Annotated in this window: 15 protein-coding genes; 6 read left to right on the top strand and 9 right to left on the bottom strand. The window is 62.1% G+C overall.

The genetic code is table 11. From position 1 onward, the window contains the following. Window positions 1-183 precede the first annotated feature (183 nt). From BEN47_RS15890 to galK, 5 genes are all read right to left on the bottom strand, one after another. Window positions 184-906, bottom strand: a complete 723-nt coding sequence (locus BEN47_RS15890; protein WP_158011047.1) for a 3'-5' exonuclease — start codon at window positions 904-906, stop codon at window positions 184-186. 87 nt (window positions 907-993) lie between these two features. Further along, window positions 994-2037 (bottom strand): LacI family DNA-binding transcriptional regulator, encoded by a 1044-nt coding sequence (locus tag BEN47_RS15885; protein ID WP_070729596.1) that lies wholly within the window; start codon window positions 2035-2037, stop codon window positions 994-996. Window positions 2038-2413: 376 nt separating this feature from the next. Then, the gene (locus BEN47_RS15880) at window positions 2414-2692 is read right to left on the bottom strand and encodes a DUF1294 domain-containing protein (RefSeq protein ID WP_070729594.1); all 279 of its coding nucleotides are present in this window, start codon (window positions 2690-2692) and stop codon (window positions 2414-2416) included. A 1475-nt stretch (window positions 2693-4167) separates the two neighbouring features. Continuing rightward, the gene (locus BEN47_RS15870) at window positions 4168-5220 is read right to left on the bottom strand and encodes a UDP-glucose--hexose-1-phosphate uridylyltransferase (RefSeq protein ID WP_070729590.1); all 1053 of its coding nucleotides are present in this window, start codon (window positions 5218-5220) and stop codon (window positions 4168-4170) included. Between the two features lie 151 nt (window positions 5221-5371). Then, window positions 5372-6550, bottom strand: a complete 1179-nt coding sequence (gene galK / locus BEN47_RS15865) for a galactokinase (RefSeq protein WP_070729600.1) — start codon at window positions 6548-6550, stop codon at window positions 5372-5374. Between the two features lie 307 nt (window positions 6551-6857). Here galK and BEN47_RS15860 point away from each other — a divergent pair, with 307 nt between their 5' ends. Both BEN47_RS15860 and BEN47_RS15855 read left to right on the top strand, forming a co-directional pair. After that, window positions 6858-9446 carry a cellulase family glycosylhydrolase gene (locus BEN47_RS15860; RefSeq protein ID WP_070729588.1) on the top strand — a complete coding sequence of 863 codons (2589 nt, stop codon included), beginning with the start codon at window positions 6858-6860 and terminating at the stop codon, window positions 9444-9446. Window positions 9447-9521: 75 nt separating this feature from the next. Next, window positions 9522-9881 carry a hypothetical protein gene (locus BEN47_RS15855; protein WP_125921720.1) on the top strand — a complete coding sequence of 120 codons (360 nt, stop codon included), beginning with the start codon at window positions 9522-9524 and terminating at the stop codon, window positions 9879-9881. Here the strand turns inward: BEN47_RS15855 and BEN47_RS15850 are convergent. The 4 genes from BEN47_RS15850 to BEN47_RS15835 all read right to left on the bottom strand — a co-directional run bounded on the left by BEN47_RS15850 (window position 9859) and on the right by BEN47_RS15835 (window position 14156). Beyond that, a complete protein-coding gene (locus BEN47_RS15850) occupies window positions 9859-12609 on the bottom strand; it encodes a sensor histidine kinase (RefSeq protein WP_070729583.1) in 2751 nt (916 codons plus the stop codon). The two genes, BEN47_RS15855 and BEN47_RS15850, sit on opposite strands and share 23 nt — an antisense overlap. Before the next feature lie 255 nt (window positions 12610-12864). Next, a complete protein-coding gene (locus BEN47_RS15845; protein ID WP_070729581.1) occupies window positions 12865-13269 on the bottom strand; it encodes a nitrogen regulation protein NR(II) in 405 nt (134 codons plus the stop codon). A 213-nt stretch (window positions 13270-13482) separates the two neighbouring features. Then, window positions 13483-13728 carry an antitoxin VbhA family protein gene (locus BEN47_RS15840; RefSeq protein WP_070729579.1) on the bottom strand — a complete coding sequence of 82 codons (246 nt, stop codon included), beginning with the start codon at window positions 13726-13728 and terminating at the stop codon, window positions 13483-13485. A gap of 74 nt (window positions 13729-13802) precedes the next feature. Next, the gene (locus BEN47_RS15835; protein WP_070729578.1) at window positions 13803-14156 is read right to left on the bottom strand and encodes a hypothetical protein; all 354 of its coding nucleotides are present in this window, start codon (window positions 14154-14156) and stop codon (window positions 13803-13805) included. Between the two features lie 447 nt (window positions 14157-14603). Here BEN47_RS15835 and BEN47_RS15830 point away from each other — a divergent pair, with 447 nt between their 5' ends. The 4 genes from BEN47_RS15830 to BEN47_RS21535 form a co-directional block, all read left to right on the top strand. Continuing rightward, window positions 14604-15110, top strand: a complete 507-nt coding sequence (locus BEN47_RS15830; RefSeq protein ID WP_070729576.1) for a DoxX family protein — start codon at window positions 14604-14606, stop codon at window positions 15108-15110. A gap of 142 nt (window positions 15111-15252) precedes the next feature. Then, entirely contained in the window at window positions 15253-17037 is a 1785-nt protein-coding gene (locus BEN47_RS15825; RefSeq protein ID WP_070729573.1) for an ABC transporter ATP-binding protein, read from the top strand. A gap of 347 nt (window positions 17038-17384) precedes the next feature. Beyond that, complete coding sequence (locus BEN47_RS15820) at window positions 17385-17660, top strand: helix-turn-helix domain-containing protein (RefSeq protein WP_083322487.1); 276 nt, start codon at window positions 17385-17387, stop codon at window positions 17658-17660. Between the two features lie 232 nt (window positions 17661-17892). Next, window positions 17893-18309: transposase (locus BEN47_RS21535; protein WP_162274778.1), on the top strand; the 417-nt coding region annotated here is incomplete at its 3' end.

Here is an 18309-nt window from a genome sequence, read left to right as displayed (position 1 = left end):
AGGGTCGTGGCTTCGTCGGGGCTTAGGGCAAGGGGGGCACGCATGGGGCGAAACTACGGCCCCTAAACTTATGCGTTTACTTATGCGCTACCACTTAAAAGGTGAGTCAGTGGCGGCACGCGAGATGCTTCGACTGCGCTCAGCATGACGTTCTGATTTTGCGTTGTTTTCTGGTTTGATTATTTACCCAATCAAGAAAAAAGCCAGCAGAACCAATGCTAGGCCGGTAATGAACAGCCACGCCCCCACCCCCATCTTGGTTCGTCGTTTGCGCAGCTTAGCGCCAGTGGCGTTTTGCAGGCCCACCGGCCCCTGCAGCGCCACGGTTTCGGGGGTGATGGTGCCCTGGCGCTGCAGCTCGAAGAAGCAGCGGGCAGTGGCGTAGGCATCGGCCAGGGCGTCGTGCTGCTGGGGCTGGGGCTCGTGAAACAGGCGCTTGTACAGCTCGCTCAGGCGCAGAAAGCCCTGGTTGGAGTGGCGCACCAGCGGGCCGGTGGCCCGCATGGTGCAGAAGGTGGGCAGGTGCTCCAGCGGGTTTTGCAGCCCCGCGCGGTAAAATCCCACGCCCACCATGTGGTAGTCGAGCTGCAGGAAGTGCGCCACCACCAGCGGGTGGTACTGCAGCAAGTCGCGGTGCAGGCGCTGCATCACGGCGTGGCGGGGCTGGCCGTGCTGCCGCAAAAAGCCAAGCGTGAGGCCGTGCACGCTGCCCGAGGCCGGGCTCATGTCGTAGTCGTTTGGCTGGATGTAGTGGTTCTCGGCCTTCACTTCCTGCCCGTCTTTGGTGTACACCACCCAGGCCAGCTGGGCAATGTGCGGCCAGTTGTCGCGGCTGGAATACGGCTTGCTCCAGTCGCGCGGAATGCCCGAGGTTTCGGTGTCGACGAACAGCAGGTATTCTCTCACGGCGCGGAAAGCCCGGGGCCTTATGGCAAAATTTAGAACACAAAAATCCGATATAAAGAACGCAACAACCCAACGGCGGCGCTAGTGCTACCCCACCGCCACTGCCGCAGCCACTGCCGACGACTCCCGCACCAGCACCCTGGGCTGCAGCACGATTTTGCGGGGCGACCACTGGCGGGTGCGCTCCTGAATCATTTCCAGCAGCAGGCGCACGGCGGCGCCCCCCATTTCCTCGCAGTGCTGGTCGACGGTGGTGAGCATGGGGTCGGTGAGCGAGGAAAACGTTTCGTTGCCGAAGCCGGCCAGTGCCACGTCCTGCGGCACGCGCAGCCCGTGCTGCTTGAGGGCGCGCAGGGCCCCCACGGCCGTGAAGTCGCCGGACGAGAAGATGGCATCCGGGGGCTGCGGCAGGGCCAGCAGGTGTCGGATGCCCGCCGGGCCGTCTTCCAGCGACATTTTCTTGAACAGCACCACCAGCTCTTCCTCCACCGGCAAGTCCGCGTCGCGCAGCGCCTGGCAATAGCCCCGGTACCGGTCTTTGTAGATGTTGAGGTGCTGCGGACCGCCAAAATGCGCGATGCGCCGCCGGCCCTGGTCCAGCAGGTGCTTGGTCATCTGGTAGCCGCCCTGGTAGTCGTCCACCACCACGGCGCTCACCTCGCTGCCGGTGAGGATGCGGTCGAAAAACACGAGCGGCATTTTTCGCTGCTGCACCTTGTCGAAGTGCTTGAAGTCGTGCGTGGAGCGCGAGAGCGAAACCAGAATGCCATCGACCTGCGCGTTCATCAGCGTTTCCACGTTTTTGGCTTCGTGCGCGTTGTCTTCGTTCGACTGGCACAGCATCACGTTGAAACCGGCCTGGTTGGCCACTTCCTCAATTCCTTTCACCACCAGGGCAAAAAAGTGGCCGTCGATGTTCGGCACAATGACGCCCAACGTGTTGCTGCGCCCCTTACGCAGGGCCGCCGCCAGGTGGTTGGGCTGGTAGTTGAGCTGTTCGGCCAGCTCCCACACGCGCTTGCGGGTGGCCTCGCTGATGCGGGAATGGTCGCTCAGCGCCCGTGAAACGGTGGAAACGGCGAGGTTCAGCTCCTTGGCAATGTCCGAAATAGAAGTACGTTTTCTGACCAAGGCAGTGAGGTGATGCGGGTGTAGGTACTCAAAAGTACAGGGAATGCAGGTTGTAGCCTAACCGGCCTTTGTGCGTTTTACCACGCTAGGCCGTGTTCGTCGGCAGCCACCAAGGGCCCATGCCTCCCTTGACGAGATAACCAGACGGCCAAATGAGTTTAAGAAACTCACACAGCTGGCCGCAGTCTAAGCGCAGCGGCGACTACAGCGTGCCCGCGCGGGTGGTGAAGTACCTGTAGGTGTCGACCAGCCTTTCCGTTAATTTGTTAACACCGATAAGTTGTTCGTAATACCGTCAGCGCGGAACAACTGGACGGGGCCAATTGGCTGGCGCACTTAGGAGCCGAAGCTGCCCGCAGGCAGCCGTTTTACGCAGCTAAAGCTGCGACCGAAAATAGGGTAACGCAAAATAGAGCACGGCACCTTGCAGCAGCGTCAGCACCAGGGTAATGCTCCAGAAAGCGGCTTTGCGATTTTTGTGGTGCAGTAGCAAAATAGCCGCCCACGCGCCTAGCGCCGCGCCCGGCAGCGTGGCGAGGTGCAGCATTTTTTCGGCAATGCGCCGCTGGCCTTGTCGGGCTTTGCGCTTATCTAAGGCAAAAAGCAGGAAACACAAGACATTGAAGAATAATAGGCAGCTCAGGAGTATTTTCATGGTGCGGGCGGCGGGCCTTTCAGATTAGCTTGTGCAGGGTTCCAGCTTGAATAGTCGCGGCGCTGGCCTTAGCCAGTTTGGCGGGTTCAACAGGGACTTTTGGTAGCAGCGGGCCAGCCGCTTTACGCTTACAGCTGGCTGCAGTCTAAGCGTAGCGGCGACTGCGCGCCAATTATAAAGCGAGTTTGCAACTCGCCTTGGCGGTAGCCTCCCTGCGGGCGAGTTACAAACTCGCTTTCACTGACGGCACGCAGTCGCCGCTGCGCTTAGGCTGCAGCCAGCGTATTATTCTGTACCAAAATCCGAGCGGCGACTGCGCGCCAATTGTAAAGCGAGTTTGCAACTCGCCTTGCCGATAGCCTCCCTGCGGGCGAATTACAAACTCGCTTTCATTAATGACACGCAGTCGTCGCTGCGCTTAGACTGCGGCCAGCGTTTAGAATCTGTAACAGCAGGGTATGCTTTGGCTACTTTTGGCCGCCTCGCTGGAGTTGGGGTGTTATTCTGTACAAAAGTCCGGTTTAGGTTTTACACCGTTTTGCTGGACTTGCAGGCCAATTGCAGGGGGTGATGGTTTGCGTTACTTGCTTCACGGGCAGATAGCATACCAAGGCCCTGCCCCATAGCCGTCGCTATCGCGTGAAGGTATGGATAAACTCACTGGAGAGGTCGCTGTAATCCTGGTACTTGCTAAGCACCAATCGGTGGTCGGTTAGTTCTGTCACGCGGTATATACCTGTACCAATAATGCTACTAGAAGCATTAAGCGTGAGGGTTTCTCTGCTGTAGGTGTACGTAGAGGTGGCTACTGTATTGTTGCCATTATTGATTATCTTAAATTGCCCATCCGGGGTAAACTCCCAAAAGTAGCTGCCTGGCGGGTCTACATCTGTTTGGTCGTAGGGCGCCCGGCTGTCCTTGTATACGAGGACCGTACGGCGGGACATCCGCTCCCAAGTCCCTACTAGCGCCGGGCCTGGCGACGATTTAGAGCAGCTGAGCAAGACGAGCCCGCACAATAACCAAATTATAATTTGTTTCATGCGTCGAAGGTAAACAAGCAGGTCAACACAGAATAGCCCGGCTTGCCTTTAGCATAAGGCTCGTTTGCTTGAACCGCTGACCATAGGCACTTATAACCTAGCAAAAGCACCCTATTGTCTAGACTGATTTTAAGAAATTTGTTCACCTTTCAAAGTTCACGAAACTCAGATTAAACATGAGTTTCATAAGCTCCTTCGGAAGGTAGTTCTACGGTCTCTTCATTGACCTAGTGGACCATACGAACGCCCTAAGGGCATGGGCTTTATGATTAGCAAATGAGAATTAGAACAGCGTTTTCTTAGAAGAGAGCCGGGCCTCATGCTATGCAACCCGTTCGGTGCAGGCTGAGCAGCGCGAAGCATCTTGGCAAGCCAGAACAAGTCGTCCAGCGGCGAGACGATGCTTCGCGCTGCTCAGCATGACAGGGAGGACTACCCCACTGCGCCCTTGTAATGCACTTCCGACAGCCCGCGCAGGCGCTCAGCGCTGAACTCCGGCGTGATGTCGCGTTGCGGGTCGCCCAGCATTTCGTAGCCCACCATGAACTTGCGCACCGTGGCCGAGCGCAGCAGCGGCGGGTAGAAATGCAGGTGCAGGTGCCACTCCGGGTGCTCCTCGCCATCGGTGGGGCGCTGGTGCAGGCCGGAAGAATACGGAAAGGAGATGTCGAACAAGTTGTCGTAGCGGATGGTGAGGCGGCGCAGAATGTCGGCCAGGCCGTCGCGCTCCCCGGCCGTGAGCTGGGCGATGTCCTGCACCGGGCGGCGCGCCACCACCAGCGTCTCGAACGGCCACACGGCCCAGAACGGCACCAGCACCACAAAATGGTCGTTTTCGAGCACCACACGCGCCTGCTTTTCCAGCTCAATTTGCAGGTAGTCGCTCAGCAGGGTGTGGCCGTGCTCCTGGAAGTAGGCCAGCTGCTGGGCACCTTCCTTGGCGGGCTCGCCGGGCACGGTGCGCTGGGCCCAAATCTGGCCGTGCGGGTGCGGGTTCGAGCAGCCCATCACCGGGCCCTTATTCTCAAAAATCTGCACGTAGTTGATGTCCGGCCGGGCGCCGAGGGTTTGAAATTCTTCTACCCACAAGTCCACCACGCTGCGAATGGCGGGCACCGTCATTTGGGGCAGGGTGAGGTCGTGACGCGGCGAGAAGCAGATGACGCGGCAGATGCCCGACTCGGCCTCGGCCCGCAGCAGCCCGCCTTCGTTGATGCCGCCGGTGGGCACGTCGGCTTGCAGGGCGCCGAAGTCGTTGTTGAAAACGAACGTGGACTCGTAAGCGGGGTTCACTTCGCCGCCCACGCGCACGTTGCCCGGGCAGAGGTAGCAGGTGGGGTCGTAGGGCGGACGCTGGTCCGTTTCGGCGGCTTCCTGCTGGCCTTGCCAGGGGCGCTTGGAACGGTGCGGCGACACCAGGACCCATTCGCCGGTCAGGGCGTTGAAACGGCGGTGCGGGTGTTCGGTAGAATCGAAGGAAGACATAAGTGAGGTGGGTTTATTGCGATAAATTCCCGTCATGCTGAGCGCAGCCGAAGCATCTCTACTGCGGCAGTAAAATCATATGGTTGCGCGGTAGAGATGCTTCGGCTGCGCGGACGCCAGATAAGCATAACGTTCTTTCTCATTGTTCTGCCTAGCGCGCTACTGCCACCGGCACCGCTGCTACTCCGCCCACGATGGTGGTCTGGTAGGTTTCGAGCTGCCGCCCCAGCTGCTGTTGGTACGCGGCGCTGACGCTGGCAATGAACCCCTCCACGTGCTCGGGCGCCACCAAATTGATGGTGCAGCCGCCGAAGCCGCCGCCCATCATGCGCGAGCCAAACACGCCGGGCGCCGCCTTGGCGGCTTCCACCAGCACGTCCAGCTCGGCGCAGCTCACTTCGTAGTCGTCGCGCAGGCCGGCGTGGGACGCGTACATCTCCTGACCAAAGGCGGCGAGGTCGCCAACTTCGAGGTGACGGCAGGCGTTTTCGACGCGGGTATTTTCCTGCACCACGTAGGCACAGCGCCGGAATACGGTGGGGTCCAGCTCGTCACGGTGGGCTTCTAGCTGCGCCAGGGTGGCATCGCGCAGGCTAAGCACGGCCGGGTAGTGCAGCTGCAGCACCGCCACGCCGCGCTCGCACTCCTGGCGGCGGGTGTTGTAGGCCGTGCTGGCCAGGCTGTGCTTCACGCCGGAGTTGCAGAGCACGATGCGGGCCGCCGCGGTATCGAAGGGAAAATATTCGTAGTCCAGCGAGCGGCAGTCGAGCCGCACCACGTGGCCATCGCGGCCAAACAGGCTGGCAAACTGGTCCATGATGCCGCACTGCACGCCGGCGTAGGTGTGCTCGGCTTTCTGGGCCATGCGGGCCAGCTCCAGGGGCTCCAGGCCCGTGCCCAGCAGCTGGTTGAGGGCAAACGCCAGCCCGCACTCGATGGCGGCCGACGACGACATGCCCGCGCCCATGGGAATGGTGCCGCCAAACGCGCAGTCGAACCCCGGCACCGCCATGCCCCGCTGCTGGAACTGCGCCGCCACGCCCAGCAGGTAATTGGCCCAGTGGGTGTCGCTGGGACTGATTTCGGCCGCACCGGCCAGCTCCAGCGTCTCGCCCAGGTCGTAGGCTACCAGCCGGATGCGGCTCCCCCCGTTCAGGCCCACGGCGAAGTAGGCTTCCTTGTCGACGGCGGCGGGCAGCACAAAGCCGCCGTTGTAGTCCGTGTGCTCCCCTATCAGGTTCACGCGGCCGGGCGCCCGCACCAGCAGCGGCTCGTAGCCAAAGCGCTGGTTGAAATCAATGTGAATGGCTAGTATGAGGGAACCAGACATGGCGATATTGGAGGTTGGGAACAACGACAAAACCCGGACAAGCAACGCTTGTGGGAGTACGAAAATTTGGCCGAAGTGGGCAGCCCGGGCCAGCTGACGTCCGAAAAGTAGCACCTGGCTTTAAAAACTGTGCAAGCGTTTGCGGTTAAAATTGGTCCTTCTACCTTCGGGCACGTTCCGCCTTCGCCGACAATGGCCGCGCCGGGGCTTATTCTCAAAATGCTTGTGATAGCGTCTGAAGGCATGTTTATAGACTCCAGCCTACTGCTTTTTATTTCCTCAATCACCGATTAGCTCACCGCTACCCATGCTGTTTCGCTGTGCCTGCCTGCTGCTTTTTTGCCTGATTCAACATTCGATTGCGCCACAATCCCTGCTGGCCCAGCCCACTAGGTCGGGGCCGGGCGGCAATGTGGTAGTTGATAAAAACGGCGTGCTGCGCTGGGAGAAAGGCCGGCAGGAAGTGGCCTTGTTTGGGGTGAACTACACCACGCCGTTTGCCTACTCCTACCGGGCCATCCAGCGGCGGGGCGTGCCGCACGAGCTGGCCATTGCGCAGGACGTGTACCACCTCGCGCGCCTGGGGGTCGACGCGTTTCGGGTGCACGTGTGGGACGTGGAAATTACGGACACCGCCGGCACGCTGCTGGAAAACGAGCACCTGCGCCTGCTCGACTTTCTGGTGAACCAGCTCAAGCAGCGCGGCATCAAAATAATCCTCACCCCCATTGCGTACTGGAACAACGGCTACCCCGAGAACGACACGGGCACCGGCTTTTCCAGCATCTATTCCAAGACCCAGGCCTACACCAACCCGCGCGCCATTGCGGCCCAGGAGCGGTACCTGACCCAGTTTCTCAACCACCGCAACCCCTACACCAGCCAGCTCAACCGCGAAGACCCCGACATCATCGCCTACGAGGTGTGCAACGAGCCCAAGTACAACCAGCCCCTGGCCCCCATCACCAGCTTTGCCAACCGCATGGCGGCGGCCATTCGGGCCACGGGCTGCCGCAAGCCGGTGTTCTACAACGTGTCGGAAAACCCCGACGTGTACGAGGCCGTGCTCAACGCCCAGGTCGACGGCCTCACCTACCAGTGGTACCCGCAGGGGTTGGTGAGCAACCACACGCTGCGCGGCAATTTCCTGCCCTACGTAGACCAGTACCCCATTCCCTACCGCACCGACAAACGGTTCACTAGCAAAGCCAAAATGGTGTACGAGTTCGAGTCGGCCGATATTATTCAGCCGGTGATGTACCCGTTTATGGCCCGCAGCTTCCGCGAAGCCGGTTTCCAGTGGGCCACGCAGTTTGCCTACGACCCGCTGGCCATTGCCGACGCTAACACCGAGTACCAGACCCACTACCTCAACCTGGCCTACACGCCGGCCAAGGCCCTGAGCCTGCTCATTGCGGGCAAGGTTTTCCGCAACGTGAAGCGCGGGCAGCAGTTCCGGCGCTACCCGCAGGACTCCGTGTTCAGCGACTTCCGCGTCAGCTACCGGCAGGGGCTGAGCGAGATGAACACGCCCGAGGAATTTTACTACACCGCCAACACCGCCACCGTGCCCCGGCAGGCCGGCAAGCTGCGCCACGTAGCGGGCGTGGGGTCGTCGGCGGTGGTGCGCTATGGCGGGCTCGGCGCGTATTTTCTCGACCGCCTCGCCCCCGGCGTGTGGCGCCTGGAGGTGATGCCCGACGCCGTGGCCATCCGCGACCCGTTTGAGCGCGCTTCGCTGAGCAAGGCCGTGACGCAGATTTTGTGGAACGAGCAGCCGCTGCGGATTTCCCTGAGCGACCTGGGCCCGGCCTTTTCGCTGCGAGGCCTGAACGAGGGCAATACCGCGCAGGCCCAGGCCAGCGTGGGCCGCGCCACGGTGCGGCCCGGCGTGTACCTGCTGGCCGCGGCGGGCAAGGCCACGGCGGCCTTCACGCCCCAAACTGCATTCAACCACCTCAAGCTGGGCGAGTTTGCGGCCCCGGCGCCTTCCCAGCTGGGCCTGCAGGTGCGGCACACGCCCGCCGCACAGGCGGCCGCGGGCCAGCCGTTGCGCATCACGGCCACCCTCACCGGCGTGGCCCCCGGCGACAGCGTGTTTCTGGTAGCGCAGCACTATTACGGCCGCACCCGCACGCTGCCCATGAGCACGCCCGCCTACGCAACCGTAGCGGCCACCGTGCCCGCCGACCTGCTCTACGCCGGCCAGCTCCGCTACTGGCTGGTGCTGAAAAAAGGCGCGCAGTCGGTCACGTTCCCAGGTGGCTTTGCAGGGCAGCCCCGCGACTGGGACTACGCCCACCCGGAGCGCTACGAAGTGCCGATTGTGGCCCCCGATACGCCCCTGCCCCTGTTCCGCGCCCACCTCGACAAGGAGCGCATTGAGGCGCGCGGCATTGCCCCCACCGCCTGGACCGACTACGTGACCACGCCCGGCGGCACGCTGGCCCTGCGCCTCGTGCAAGGCCCGCCGCGCCCCGGCCAGCCCGCCCCCACCGGCCCGGCTGCCTCCCTGCGTGCTTATTTCGGCGACGACCTGGCCGGGCGCCAGACGGATTTGGCCACCTTCCGGGAAGTGGTGGTGCGGGCCCGCAGCAACCAGCCCGGCGCGCAGGTGAAGGTGGTGCTCGTGACGAAAGACGCCGTGGCCTACTCCGCGCCGCTGGCCCTGAGTGCCGAGTTGCAGGACGTGCGCATTCCGCTCAGCGCATTCCGCTCCGAAGCCCTGCTGCTGGTGCCGCGCCCCTACCCTGGCTTCCTGCCGCTGCAATTTCAGTCGGCCGCGAAACCCGCTTTTAAAATCACCGATACCGAAGTGGTGCAGGTAGTGTGGGACGCAGCAGCCGCTGCCATTAGCCCGCTGAGTGTTGGTATTGAGTCTATTTTCTTGCAATAATGCCGGATGTCGGCGCCAAAAACGCCTGGTTTCCTTCGTGCCTTTTGTTCGCGCTTGCTTCGCAACGCCCGCCACATGCCTGCTCTTTCTCTCCTTTCCGCCGTTGCGTTGCGTGCCGGCAGCGGCCTGTTGCTGCTTGCTGCACTGAGCTACTGCACGGTGCCATCAAAGACCGGTACCAAGCCCGCACCGGCGGCCGTGGACTTCAATCACGGCTGGCAGTTTGTGTACGCTTCGGTGGTGGATGCTGAAGGCACGGTGCTGCCCGAGGCCAGGGCAGCAGTTCGCTTCGCAGCAGCCGGTGGGGCCGAGCTCATCGGCGACAACCCCGAGCGGGCCGAAGCGGACATCGCCACCATTCTGCTGAAAACCGGCGCCAGCCCGGTCACCATCCAAGTCACCGCAAGTTCAGCTATTCGTCTACGTCAAAGCTAATGATGGTGCCGCGCCCCAGCTGCGAGTTTATCTTCAGCTGCCCACCCAGCAGGGCCACGCGGTTGCGCACCCCCGACAGGCCCATGCCCGCCAGAGGCTGGTCGGTGAGGGCGTGCGGATCGAAGCCGGTGCCGTTGTCTTCCACGCTCACTTCCACGCGGCCGTTTTCGTGGGCTACGTGCACCACCACCTCCGTGGCGCGGGCGTGCTTCATGGCGTTGTTCAGCAGCTCCTGCACAATGCGGTACACGGCAATTTCTACCTGCGGCCGCAGGCGCTTGCCGAGGTTGGCCAGGTGCAGGTGCACCGGCAGGCCCGCCGGCGTAATGCGCTTGCTGAGCTCTTCCAAGGCCGTGCGCAGGCCAAAATCTTCCAGGATACCGGGCGTGAGCTCAAAGGAAATGGTGCGGGTGGTCCGGATGGCTTCGTGCAGCAGCTTGAGGGCGGCGGGCGCGGGCGCCGCGCCGGCGCCGCTTTCCAGGCTGAGCTTGGTGGCGTAGAGCAGCTGGCCCAGGCCGTTGTGCAGGGCCTCGGCAATGCGCTTGCGCTCGTTTTCCTGGGTGGTGAGAATAGCCGACAGCAGGTCCTGCTGCTGGCGCAGGCGCAGCTGCGTGGCTTCTTCGGCCATGCGGTCGCGCTCGGTCACGTCGCGAAACATGATGAGCACTCCCGTAATGCTGCCCTCCTGGCGCAGAGGCACGTGGTAGGCGTCGTAGTGTCCGGTGCGGTGCGCAAAGGCCTGCCCTTGCAGCACCACCTGCTCGCCGGCCAGCACCCGGCCCAGCACCTGCCGGGTCTCGTCGCAGTCGAGCTGGGGCAGGACTTCGACCATGGACCGGCCCAGCACGGCCGCCGCCGGGTGGCCGAAGTAGTGCGTGGCCTGGCTGTTCCAGGCCGCAATGTTGCCGGGGCGGTCGAGGGCCACAATGCCGTCCACGCTGTTTTCCAGCAGGCTTTCGGTGAATTCCTTTTCGGCTTCTAGCTGCTTTTTCTGCTGCACCGCCTCGGTCACGTCCACCGACAGCACCACGCCCTGCTCGCGCTGCTCGTCAAAAAAGCCGAAGTTCTGAAACGCCAGCGGCTGCTCCTCCGTGCCTATTTCGACCATGAAGTTTACGGCCCGGCCGCTCAGCACCTGCCGCATGTACTGCCCGATGGGCGCAAAAGCCTCGAACACGTTGCGGCCCACCAGCTCGTTGTCCTGCAGGCCCACGGCCCGCAGCCCTGCCCCCACCGCCTCCAGATAGGTGCCGTCGGGCTGGAAGCGGGCCAAGGTCATGGGCATGTTGCTGAGCAGGCGTTCGAGCACCAGGGATTTGTAGTGCAGCTCCTCCTCGGCCGCGTACAGGGCCGTCACATCGCGCAGCACGCCCGCAAAGAAGGACCCGCCCCCCGGCTGCACCACGCTCCGCCCCGCCGACGACACATGGTGCACCGAGCCATCGGGCCAGCCAATGCGGTAATCGACGGCCAGCGGGGCGCCCGTGGCAATGGCGTCGTTGGTAGCCGCCATCACCCGGTCCCGGTCCTCGGGGTGGAAACTTTCCATCAGCAGCTCCACCGCCACGGGAAGGGGGCTGTACGGATGGCCAAAAATGGCCTGGGAGCGCGCATCCCACACCAAGTGGTTGTTGGTGATGTCCCAGGTGAAGACGCCGGTTTCCGACGCGTCGAGGGCCAGGCTCAGGCGGGCTTCGCTTGCGCGCAGCTGGGCGGCGGCTTCGCGGTCGGCGGTCACGTCGCGCCACAAAATGTGAATCAGGGGATGGGCGCCTTCCTGCTCAATGGGCGTGAGCACGGCTTCCATCCAGATTTCCTCGCCCGTGATTTTGTGCATGCGGGCCATGCAGCGGCGCGAGCCCGTGCGCAGGGCCTCCCCAATGGACTCGCGGAAGAGGCTGGCCGTAGGCTGGCCATTGGGCTGCAGCACCGGCGCGTGCGCGGCCATGCCCCGGCCCACAATCTCGGTTTTGTGGGTGGCGCCCAGCAGGCGCAGGGCCGCGCTGTTGCAGTCGATGTAGGTCTGGCCCTGCAGCAGCACCACGGCGTCGTTGCTTTCGGCAAAAAGCCGGCGGAAGCGGGCTTCGCTGGCGGCCAGGGCGTCGGTGGCGTTGCGGCGGGCAGTGGTGTCCAGCACGGCCAGGCGGCAGTGGGGCCGGCTCGAAGCGGTTTCGGGGGCGCCTTCCACGCGCAGGCCCTCCATTTGGGCGTAGAAGGGAGTGCCGTCTTCGCGCAGCAGCACCATCTCGGCGCTCACGGTGCGGTCGGTGGTGAAGATGCGGGCCAGGAACTGCCCGAACTCGGGGCGGGCCTCCAGGGGCACAAACAGCGCAAAGCGCCGCCCCGCCAGGCGCTGGCGCACGCTGCCCAGCATCTGGCTGCCGCACAGGTTGAGCTGGTGAATGAGCCCCGCATCGGTGAGGGTAAAGTAGCCCACCGGCGCAAAATCGTAGAGGTCAACGTACTGGGCGCGGGCGTTCTGGGCTTCGGCTTGGGCCAGCAGCAGCTCCTCGTACTGCATTTCCAGCTCTATCTGGTGCACCTGCAGCTCCTGCATCAGGCGCTGCACGTCCTGCGGGGTCTGGCTGTCGGCGGCGGCGTGCGTCACGAGGTAGCGCCGCCGCTCCGCCCGCGACTGCAGCGAAGCCAGCGCCGCGCGCACATCGGCCGGGCGCCTGGCGGGGCCGCCCTGCTGCGCGTCCATGTCAGCGTTGTAATCCGTGTCCATAGCTCGTTGCAGGGTTAAGCTGCTCCCCGCGGGCCCGGCAAGGAAACCAGCAGGACTGGTAAAGGAGATAGAAGCTGCCCCGCAATGTATGGCTTATAAATTCAAGCCCGGGCCAGCCAATCGGTGCATTTACCGGGCGGAAGCTCCCTAAAGCTAAACATTAGCTTAAAGTAAACCAAATAATTAGTGTCCCTAACCCACCCTGACCCACATAGAATATTATTAAATATATTTTTACATATGTAAAACCTATTTTTACGCAGGCGTCATGTCCTTTATTCCCAGCAGCAGCTTGCTGCTGAGCGCGCCGGTGCTCACGATGCAGCGGCCGTACACCAGCAGCTCGCGGTGCCCGGCCTCGGGGAATTCGCCGTTGAAAATGTAGTCGTCGAATATTGTGGTGGGGTCGCGCAGCACTGCCTCCAGGCGCTGGCGCAGGGCCGGTTGCCGCCAGATGCCCCCGTCGAGGTCGGCCGGGAGCTTGCCCTTGGCCTGGGCGGCGTCGAGGCGAAACAGCGTGGCAAAGGCGTGGCTAACGGCCAGCGCCCGCGGCTGGCTATCGAGCACGAGCAGGAGCTTGCGCACGGTTTCCACCACCATTTCGGCCATGCGGCTACTTTCCTGCAGCAGGCCGAGCGCATTGAAGAGCTGAAAAAGCACGTCAACCGCCTGCGGGCGTTCCTGCTCAACGGCACGGCATCCGGGGCGCCGGCCACCCCTGCCAGCAAGGAAGCGTACAACTAAGTTGTCGTTTAAAAGCAAGATAGTTGTCGGTTGCTAGTTATTGGTTATTGGTTATTGGTCAGTTAGTTATTAGCTTCTAACAACTGATAACTAACGCCCGACAACTCATTACCCGACCCCAGGGGCCGCTCACACCATGCTGCTGCCGCGGTTGAGGTACTGCCGGAAGGCGGTGTGCTCCTGGGCCATTTGCTCGCGCACCTGCCCAATGGCTTTGGCCAGGGTGATTTCGCCGCGCACGTAGCGCCGGAAGTAGCCAATGGTTTCCTCGTTCGGCTCGGTGCCGCCCAGGGACTGAATGGCCAGGGTATTTTCGGCCGTGCGCTGGCGGCGGAGCCAGTCTTTTTGCTGGTCTTCGTTGAGGAGGTTGGGCATTTGCGAAAAATCAGGAGTAGGCATCATCGCTAATAGGCTGTTCTTGACCAGCGCGTAGAGCAGCCACCGGGCCCTCATGCCACCAGGCGCTGGCCGCTTTGCCAGGCCGCGTCAATGAGGGTGGGCGCAAAGCACAGGTCGGGGTCCAGGTGCCAGTTGAGCAGCTCCTGCTTCACTTCGTCGGAGGCGTGCACCACTACCAGCTGCTTGTGCTCTTCCTGCAGCTTGTGGTAGTAGTCGCAGAGGATGCGCGCCGCTTCGGGGGAAAGGGCCAGCAGCAACTCGCAATCGACCCACACAGCGGTTTTGCCGCTGCGGCACGCGCACTTCAACGAAAAATCGAGGGCAAATTCCGGGCCCGATGGCCTACCGGGCGTGAGGAGCAGCAAGTAGCTTTCGGGCAGCAATTCGTGGAAAACAGTAGTCATAGCTCGGAAGGAACAGAGTAAGACGGAAGGAGAACTGCGGCGATTGCAACTCCTTGTGACAGCCAGTAATAAAGTGGCTGCCAGGACAGCGTTCTACAAAGTTCGCTTCGCTACTACCAGAAACACCCGGTAGAAGTACTGAATTTGTTTACGTACTTCTACAAATAATCCATCCGTACAAACCATCGATTTCCTTTTCGTTGCCCACCCAAAAGGCACTGGGTTACGCCCGCCCCGCCTCGCCGCTGCCTGCTGCGGTGGGGCGGGGCGGCTAGCAGGCCTACTGTAGCAAGGTCTTCTGATATTCAGATTATTAAGCGGCGCGGTACTAGCTTGGGACGGCAGCGGCCGGGAGCAAGGCCGGGCCGTTGCCCTGTTTTCGTCCGGGCCCGGCCGCATTACTTTTCAGTACTCACTGTTTTTTCCACTCTTTTTTACCCCCAACCCATGAGCCCTTCCCTACGCAACATCATTGCCTGGATTCTGCAAGTCATCCTGGCCATCCTCTTCATCAAAGCGGGCTTCGACAAGCTCCGCGACATCGATGGCATCACGAAAATGTTTGAGGGCCTCGGCTTTCCAGGCGTGGTGGGCATTGTGGTGGGCGTGGCCGAGCTGCTGGGCGGCATCGGGCTGCTCATTCCGCGCACGGTGCGCCCAGCAGCCATTGGGCTCATCATCATCATGGGTGGGGCGCTGGTAATGCACGCCACCAAAATCCCCGGCGGCATTGCCGGCGTGCCTTTGCGGGCGCGCTGCTATTGGGCCTCATTGTGGTGCTGCTGCTGCGCCGCCCGGCGCGCACGCTGGCCTAATGCCCCGCCCGAACGCGGGTGCGCTGGCCGCAACGTAGCGTATTTCCCAGGCACGCCCCTTTGTTCAACGCCCACGGGCCCCACCGAAACGCTGCCCAACGCATTGAGCAGCGGTTTCGGTGGGGCCCGTGTGCGTTGAATAAGGAAGTGGGCAGCAAACAGGCGCAGCTATTTTTCCGAAGCTATTCAGGGGAGCACCCCACTCGGCGGGTTGCAACCATTGGCGCGTGCCGGGGTTGCTACCCCGGCCCCGCCTTCGCTTCGGGCCGTTACTTTGCTCCATGAAAATCCTTTATAGCTACCTGCGCAACTACTGGGGCCTGCTGGTGCTGGCCCTGGTGCTGGCCACCATCAACCAGGTATTCTCGCTGCTCGACCCCTACATTTTCCGCAAGCTGGTTGATAAGTTCGTGCCCAAAAACGGCGACCTCGGCGGCATTATGCAGGTGCCGTTCTGGCCGTTTTTCCGGCAGGCCATTCCCTACATCGGCATGATGCTGGGCGTGGCCATGGTGTCGCGCATTGCCAAAAACTTTCAGGACTACTACGTCAACGTCATCACCCAGCGGCTGGGGGCCAAAATGTACTCCGACGGCCTGCGCCACTCCCTGGAGCTGCCCTACCAGGTGTTTGAGGACCAGCGCTCCGGCGAAACACTGGGCAAGCTCCAAAAGGTGCGCATCGACGTGGAAAAGCTCATTCAGAGCTTCGTCAACGTGCTGTTTACGGCGTTGGTGGGCATCATTTTCGTAATGTGGTACGCCATCACGGTGTACTGGCCCATCGCGGCGGGCTACTTCCTCACCATTCCGCTGCTGGGCATCCTGAGCTACGTGCTCAGCAAGCGCATCAAGGTCATTCAGAAGACCATTGTGGCCGAAACCACGGCCCTGGCCGGCTCCACCACCGAAAGCCTGCGCAACATTGAGCTCATCAAAAGCCTGGGCCTGGCCCAGCAGGAAACCGAGCGCCTGAACGCCACCACCGAAAAAATCCTGAAGCTGGAGCTCCGCAAGGTGCGCTACCTGCGCTCGCTCTCCTTCGTGCAGGGCACCTTCGTGAACCTGCTGCGCAACGTCATCGTGCTGCTGCTGCTCTACCTGCGGGTGCAGAACCACATCAGTCTGGGCGAGTTTTTCTCGTTCTTCATCTATTCGTTTTCCATTTTCGGGCCGCTGCAGGAACTGGGCAACATCATTGGCATCTACCGCGAAACCGAGATTTCACTGGGCAACTTCCAGGCAATTCTCGACACGCCCAAGGACCAGAAGCCGGCCCACCCCAAGTCGGTGGCGCACATCGAAAACCTGGCCTTCCAAAACGTCACCTTCAAGCACCTCACGGCCAATGCCCCGGCGCTGAGCAGCATTTCCTTCACCACCAGGCTCGGCGAAACCATTGCCTTCGTGGGCCCGTCGGGCTCGGGCAAAACCACGCTCGTGAAGCTGTTGGTGGGCCTCTACCCGCCCCTCGCGGGCCAGATTCTCTACAACGGCATCCCCGGTGCTGAAATTGACCTGGACGAGCTGCGCGAGCAAATCGGCTTCGTGACCCAGGACACGCAGCTATTTTCCGGCACCATCCGCGAGAACCTGCGCTTTGTGGCCCCCCACGCCACCGACGAGGAATGCCTGCGCGCCCTGCACCAGGCGGCGGCCACCACGCTCCTGGCCCGCGCTCCCCAGGGCCTCGATTCGGTTATCGGCGAAGGCGGCGTGAAGGTATCGGGCGGCGAAAAGCAGCGCCTCAGCATTGCCCGCGCCCTGCTGCGCAAGCCCACCCTCCTGGTGTTCGACGAAGCCACTTCAGCCCTCGATTCGCTCACCGAGGAAGAAATTGGCCGGACGGTGCGGGAGCTGTCCGGCTCGCGCCAGCACATGACCATCCTCATTGCCCACCGCCTCAGCACTATCCTCCACGCCGACCGCATCTTCGTGCTCGAACGCGGCCATATTGCCGAGCAGGGCCGCCACGAAGAGCTGTTGCTGCAAAAAGGCCTCTACTACGCCATGTGGCGCCAGCAAATCGGCGAACGCAAGGAAACGTCGGCAGTGCTGGCGGGGTAAGGCAAGTTAGTAGCGGGTAGCACACCAAATTGGTACGCTACCCGCTACTAACTTGCGTACCAAAGAGAAATACCCGCTATTCGGGTAACCTGCGAGTAGCGGGTATCGTGATGTTGGCAGTAATTTTAGCAGACACTACACAATGAGACAAATCCTGACCATTTTATTTCTCACTTGCTTTCTAAACTCATTCGGACAATTTGCAATTGTTTACGATAGTGAGGAATTTTTAAATGTCAGAGAAGACGGAAAACAAAACAGCAAAGTTGTTGACAAGTTGAAAAACGGACACTTAAGTATCCGGTCAAAAGTAATGGTGTGAGGGTGTTTGGCTGTTTCTTTGGGTTATGTTAGCTCCCTTGGCGCTTGAAGCATCGGAAATCGCTACGTTAGAAGCTTGCGTCGCGGGTGGGCCGCACCCGCGCATGCGGCGCCGGGCCCAGGCCGTGCTGGCACACCACCGCGGCTTTTGCATTGACCAACTCGTCGTCCTCTTCGCCACCCATCGCAACGTGGTCAGCCGCTGGCTCGGGCGCTGGCAGCGCTGGGGCCTGGCCGGCCTGGCCGAAGGCGCGCGAAGCGGCCGGCCGCCGAAGCTGGCCGAAACCGTAAAAAAAAAGTAAGCACGTGGCTGGGACAGGCCACCCAGCAATTGCGCTGTTTCGTGCCGCGCCTGGCCCAGCAGGTAGGCGTGCAGGTGTCCGTGCGCACGTTGCGACGCCTGGCCCGCCAGTTGGGTTATTGCTGGAAGCGCTGCCGGCGCAGCCTCAAAGCCAAGCGCGACGCCGAGGCCTTCGGCCTGATGCAGCAGCACTTACACGGGTTGCATCAGGCGAGGCACGCGGCGAAGTGGCCGTGGTGTACGTCGACGAATGCCGCTTCTCGCGCCTGGCCCCCGTGCCCTACGCTTGGCAAGTGCGCGGGGCCCCGGCCGTGCCCCTACCGGCCGAACGCGCGGCCGGCGGACAGTCCGTGCTCGGCTTCTGGCAGCCGGGCGTGGCGGGCCAGCCGCTGAGTGCCTACGCCTTGCCCGGCGCCTGGAACGCCGAGGCCTTCGTCCAGGCCGTGGACGAGTTCGTGGCCGACCACGTCCGCGGCCCCACGGTGTTCGTACTCGACAACGCCTCGATTCACCGCGCCCGCCTCGTGCAGGAGCGCCGGCAGGCGTGGGCTGAACAAGGGCTCACGTTCTGCTTTTTACCCCCCTATTCGCCCGAACTCAACAAAATTGAACGCCTGTGGCGCCACTGCAAGCAGTACTGGCTGACCCCC

This window comes from Hymenobacter lapidarius (assembly GCF_001816145.1).
Lineage (GTDB): Bacteria > Bacteroidota > Bacteroidia > Cytophagales > Hymenobacteraceae > Hymenobacter > Hymenobacter lapidarius.
This window is presented reverse-complemented; position numbering and strand designations above follow the sequence as displayed.

Bases quoted from the DNA above. Each gene is read 5' to 3' on its own strand.
- BEN47_RS15840 (WP_070729579.1), bottom strand. From the start codon at position 13,728: ATGCCCAACCTCCTCAACGAAGACCAGCAAAAAGACTGGCTCCGCCGC.
- BEN47_RS15880 (WP_070729594.1), bottom strand. From the start codon at position 2,692: ATGAAAATACTCCTGAGCTGCCTATTATTCTTCAATGTCTTGTGTTTC.
- BEN47_RS15835 (WP_070729578.1), bottom strand. From the start codon at position 14,156: ATGACTACTGTTTTCCACGAATTGCTGCCCGAAAGCTACTTGCTGCTC.
- galK (WP_070729600.1), bottom strand. From the start codon at position 6,550: ATGTCTGGTTCCCTCATACTAGCCATTCACATTGATTTCAACCAGCGC.
- BEN47_RS15870 (WP_070729590.1), bottom strand. From the start codon at position 5,220: ATGTCTTCCTTCGATTCTACCGAACACCCGCACCGCCGTTTCAACGCC.
- BEN47_RS15850 (WP_070729583.1), bottom strand. From the start codon at position 12,609: ATGGACACGGATTACAACGCTGACATGGACGCGCAGCAGGGCGGCCCC.
- BEN47_RS15855 (WP_125921720.1), top strand. From the start codon at position 9,522: ATGCCTGCTCTTTCTCTCCTTTCCGCCGTTGCGTTGCGTGCCGGCAGC.
- BEN47_RS15820 (WP_083322487.1), top strand. From the start codon at position 17,385: ATGTTAGCTCCCTTGGCGCTTGAAGCATCGGAAATCGCTACGTTAGAA.
- BEN47_RS15830 (WP_070729576.1), top strand. From the start codon at position 14,604: ATGAGCCCTTCCCTACGCAACATCATTGCCTGGATTCTGCAAGTCATC.
- BEN47_RS15860 (WP_070729588.1), top strand. From the start codon at position 6,858: ATGCTGTTTCGCTGTGCCTGCCTGCTGCTTTTTTGCCTGATTCAACAT.
- BEN47_RS15825 (WP_070729573.1), top strand. From the start codon at position 15,253: ATGAAAATCCTTTATAGCTACCTGCGCAACTACTGGGGCCTGCTGGTG.